The sequence below is a fragment of the Oscillibacter sp. CU971 genome (assembly GCF_905219725.1).
Taxonomy (GTDB): domain Bacteria; phylum Bacillota; class Clostridia; order Oscillospirales; family Oscillospiraceae; genus Oscillibacter.
In genome coordinates, this window is record NZ_CAJMXG010000250.1 from 1 (window position 1) to 3892 (window position 3892).

General features: G+C 50.3%; 6 protein-coding genes. All 6 read right to left on the reverse strand.

Annotation, left to right across the window (positions count from 1 at the left end; all coding sequences use genetic code 11):
- Positions 1–142: 142 nt before the first annotated feature.
- Positions 143–604, reverse strand: a complete 462-nt coding sequence (locus JX325_RS13455) for a hypothetical protein (RefSeq protein WP_204791613.1) — start codon at positions 602–604, stop codon at positions 143–145.
- Positions 605–659: 55 nt separating this feature from the next.
- Complete coding sequence (locus tag JX325_RS13460) at positions 660–836, reverse strand: hypothetical protein (RefSeq protein ID WP_204791614.1); 177 nt, start codon at positions 834–836, stop codon at positions 660–662.
- A gap of 81 nt (positions 837–917) precedes the next feature.
- The gene (locus JX325_RS13465) at positions 918–1922 is read right to left on the reverse strand and encodes a hypothetical protein (protein ID WP_204791615.1); all 1005 of its coding nucleotides are present in this window, start codon (positions 1920–1922) and stop codon (positions 918–920) included.
- A 13-nt stretch (positions 1923–1935) separates the two neighbouring features.
- Positions 1936–2466 carry a hypothetical protein gene (locus tag JX325_RS13470; protein WP_204791616.1) on the reverse strand — a complete coding sequence of 177 codons (531 nt, stop codon included), beginning with the start codon at positions 2464–2466 and terminating at the stop codon, positions 1936–1938.
- A gap of 122 nt (positions 2467–2588) precedes the next feature.
- On the reverse strand, positions 2589–3329 hold the full coding sequence (locus tag JX325_RS13475; RefSeq protein WP_204791617.1) for a hypothetical protein: 741 nt from the start codon (positions 3327–3329) through the stop codon (positions 2589–2591).
- A partial coding sequence (locus JX325_RS13480) for an ATP-binding protein (protein WP_204791618.1) occupies positions 3326–3892 on the reverse strand: 567 nt, incomplete at its 5' end. The genes JX325_RS13475 and JX325_RS13480, both read right to left, overlap by 4 nt.

Consider the following 3892-nt stretch of genomic DNA (forward strand, 5'->3'; position numbering starts at 1 on the left):
ACCCCCCAATATGGTCCTTTATCGGACGTTTCCTTTACCTTCGTCTGTTTGCCTGGCTTTTACCGGCTTTAATCAGTGCTTCCTTAAGAATAGCGGAAGGACAAGGCCTAGCCGAGCCTTGTCCTTCCGCCTTTTGGGATTGTTAATTCACTGTTGATGCCTGACACTCCTTGATAAGAGAATCCAACTTATCCTTTACGGCCTGCCGCGCAATTTTATCCATCTGTTCTACGGTCTTTGGCCCGCCAGAAGCGGCTAAAGCATAGGGGTCGTTCAGAGCCACATGGGTATCTGTCAACATAGCCCGAAGTTGATGATGTGTCCACTGGCGTTCCTTGGCTGGCATACTGGGATCAAAATAATTCGACCAGTCGCAGAGGTATTTTCCAGAAATAAATGCCAAGCTGTTGATGGGAGCGGAGACTGCTTCATTGTAGGCATCGGAATAATAGTCTTTGATGGTATGCTCCGTTTCTTGGAGCTGCCCCAGGTAAGATTCAAAATAAGTCTTGGTGGCAATAGAGCCATCAGGATCGACAGAATAGTAGGGGTCAACTTCCAACGGAGTTTGATTTTCGCTTTGCCACTGTTTGAGCTGTTCCATGAAATCCGCTTTTGTCATGGTGCCGAGTTTGGTCGCTACCTTATCAGCCAGAGTTTCAACTTTGCTGGATGCAGTTTCTATTCCCTCCTGTGAAATAGTTACTCTGTGAAATAGTTACTTGATCGCTGCTGGAAGGAACAACAACTTCGGATTTCTTTTCCTCCGGCTCGGCAAATCGGGCCGTATAGAGTGCGGAAATCTGACGAGTAAGAGGATTCAATGTAACATCCATAGAGAACGTTCCTTTCATGTGTTTGCTATATTTATCGACAGAAAAACGGCAAAACTAAGGCNTCCGTTCATTAGAAAGCAATCATAACATCATTCCGCCGCCCCAAACCTGGGACTGTGTGATTGTCAGAACGGTTTCAGTGGGAATACCGGCAATCTCGCTGCCGAAAATCTCCCGAAGGTTCCCGCCCGTCAGCATGGCGGCAAGCTGGGACTTTGCCGCAGCGGACGCAGCCAGCTCGGAAGCCTGAATGTGCCGCTGAATCTGCTTTTCCACCGCCAGCTTCATAAACTCGGCGTGGCGGGCCATACGAAAATCCCACCAGCTTTCTTCATCGGCAGAACCGCTCTTGGAGTAGGTGATCCTGCCGGGACTGCTGGAACAGGCATTACAGATATTGCCGTCCTCTCCGATGGCAACGGCCTGGGACATACCGGCTGTGCATCCGGGCATAATGGCCTCGTTCCGCGCTACGTCAAAAGCAAACCATGTGTCAATCTTTGCAAAAATCTCCTGGGCGTAGGCCGGGTCTTGTTCCATGCGCTCCTGCACCTTGGGATGAATGACCACAGCCTTGCTCCCAGGCGGGACGTTGCCCAGGGCGTGAATCTCCTTGGGAGCGGTAAACCTGCCGTCAATGGAGCCGTAGAAGGGATTGGCCCCGGTGGGCTGCCAATTCTCCAAAGTTTCCTTTGCCTTGTCCCCGTCCTGGTACAGAAGGTAGTGGGGGTAGTCGTTCCGGGTGCGCCAATAACCGCTGCTGGCGTCAAAGACGTGGTAGTGGATATTGGGATATTTCGCTTTCAGCATGGTTTCCAGAGAGGGGGCCTCCACCGCCGTCCTTCCTCCGGCCTGCACCTGTCCGCCGGAGCGAACCGCCAAATCCATCATCAGGCTGGTGGGCATCGCCGCCATGCCTGCCAGACCGCCCAGACCGGTGGTGAACGTGCCGGCCCTGCTTCTGCTGGCCTGCGCCGCCATATTCATGAAGCTGCTGCCCCGCGTCCCCGTCTGCTTTACCTCGCGGGACTTTGCAGGGGTGCTGTATGTCTGTGTCCCATAACTCGGTTGAATCGTATTGCTCACACTATTTCCTCCCTTAAAGCAGACCCATCAAAAGTTCTGCGGCGCTGACGGAACCGCCGTTCATACGGAGTTTCATCATCAACCGCCGTTTCGCTGCGGCTTCCTCGGCAAGTTCCATATATTTTTTGTGGCGTTCCATGCGTTGCTCCCAAAAACTGCCCTTTGAGCGCGTATGAAATTCCGAATCGTTTCCAACGGGCCAGGAATCAGCCCTGTATTGGTCAAGCGAAGTTCCAACTGTAATTAAGACAGAACAATTCCGCGGAGCATAGGAGGCCCCCAAATCCCTTTGCAGCAGAGAAAGAACCTGCGCCCTATATTCCGGATCATCTTTCATCGCTTGAAATGCTGCGTCCGATATATTGACAGCCGCATTACTTACTGTTGGATTGCAGATTATTTTCGACAAGTCCTCATAAAACTCTTTCTTAAAGAGCTGCATTTCCTCTGCTTTCGATAGCTCCGCTTTCTGCTGGGTGGCCTCTGTTCCGTTGACCTCAAATACATCATTTTTCTTTTCACCGGCCCGTGCCGCCATATCCATGAAGCTGCTACCCTGCGTCCCGGTCTGCCTTGCTTCACGGGCCTTTGTAGGAGAGCTGTATGTTCGCGTCCCGTAACTTGGCTGAATTGTATTGCTCAATTTACTCACCCTTTCCTGTTACATCATAAATCGAAGAAAGGCATATCTGTCCCTGCTGGTAAAAACGTTTCCAGTGTAGCGGAGGGAGTTGACGCTATCCTCGTTTTTAATAGGTCAGCTATACTGGAAAAGGACTTATCTGCCTTGGCGATACGCACTCTGGCATCATGCCGGTCTGCTGCTGCCTTTGCTGTACGTGCCATATCTCTTTTGCGTTGCAACAGCCTTTCATCCTGACGTTTTTTGTCAATTTTCTTTGAGTAAAAAGCAGATTTCCCTTTAGAATGTGTTTCAACCGCCGCCCGTCCAAAAGCCGCATGATTATCCATGTAGGAATAGCCACTATAACCGTTACCATCAATGCGTATTATTGTCCCTCCGCACATTGCATTAGAACCACAGGCATCTTCTCGAATCAAGTTCATCATTTTGTTTTTGAACTCTTTATCTACCATCATTTTCTCAAAAGCATCATCCGTTATCTGAACAGAAATACTTGATCCCCAAGACATAGAATCTATTTCAGACCAAATATCTTTTTTGAATTTCTCTAAGGCTTCATTATCAGAAACTGCCTGCGCTTGTGAATCGGTAACATCTTGTACTTTGCCGCTAATATCCAACACATCGGATTTGTCCCGACTGGCCCGCGCCGCTAAATCAAGGAAGCTACTGCCCTTTGTTTCGGTCTGCTTTGTTCCACGAGCCTTTGTGGGAACACCGTATGCCTTTGGCCCATAGCTGGGCTGAATAATACTGCTCATAAACTACTCCTTTCCTGTAATAGAACTGCTGCGGAAAATTCCTGCTGAACTGCTTTCAGCTCCAATTCTCCCATATACTTTTCCGCCTCCCGGCGCACGTTGGCAAGGCCGATCCCGTGCATGGGGGCATCCTCCTGTTTCGTTGTGACAGGCAAGCCGTCCTGCCCGAATACCACCTCACCCGCAAAAGAGTTTTTGACCTCTATCAGAAAGAAACGTCCTTTTCTCTTTCCAGTCAGTACAATAAACCGTTCACCCTCGCCCACCTTCTCACAAGCCTCCACCGCGTTTTGCAGAAGATTTTGAAGGATGATACCCACATCAAAGGCATCATAGGCCCCCGGATCGGGGTAATGGAACTCCACTTGGAAGCGGATGCCCAGGTCAAGACTTTGCCGTCGAATATCGTTGACAATCACATCCGTAACCGGGTTGCCCGTTTGAAGCGTCAACTCAAAGTCGTTGATACTTTCGTCCATCCGGGCAATATAGTCTTCCAAACTGGCGTACTCGCCCCGACCGGCCAACGCCTTGATGTTGGTCATGTGGCCCCGCATTTCATG

What these genes read in the sequence shown, in the direction of transcription:
- JX325_RS13455 (WP_204791613.1), bottom strand. Translation starts at nt 604, where the DNA reads ATGGAACAGCTCAAACAGTGGCAAAGCGAAAATCAAACTCCGTTGGAA.
- JX325_RS13460 (WP_204791614.1), bottom strand. Translation starts at nt 836, where the DNA reads ATGGATGTTACATTGAATCCTCTTACTCGTCAGATTTCCGCACTCTAT.
- JX325_RS13470 (WP_204791616.1), bottom strand. Translation starts at nt 2,466, where the DNA reads ATGGATATGGCGGCACGGGCCGGTGAAAAGAAAAATGATGTATTTGAG.
- JX325_RS13475 (WP_204791617.1), bottom strand. Translation starts at nt 3,329, where the DNA reads ATGAGCAGTATTATTCAGCCCAGCTATGGGCCAAAGGCATACGGTGTT.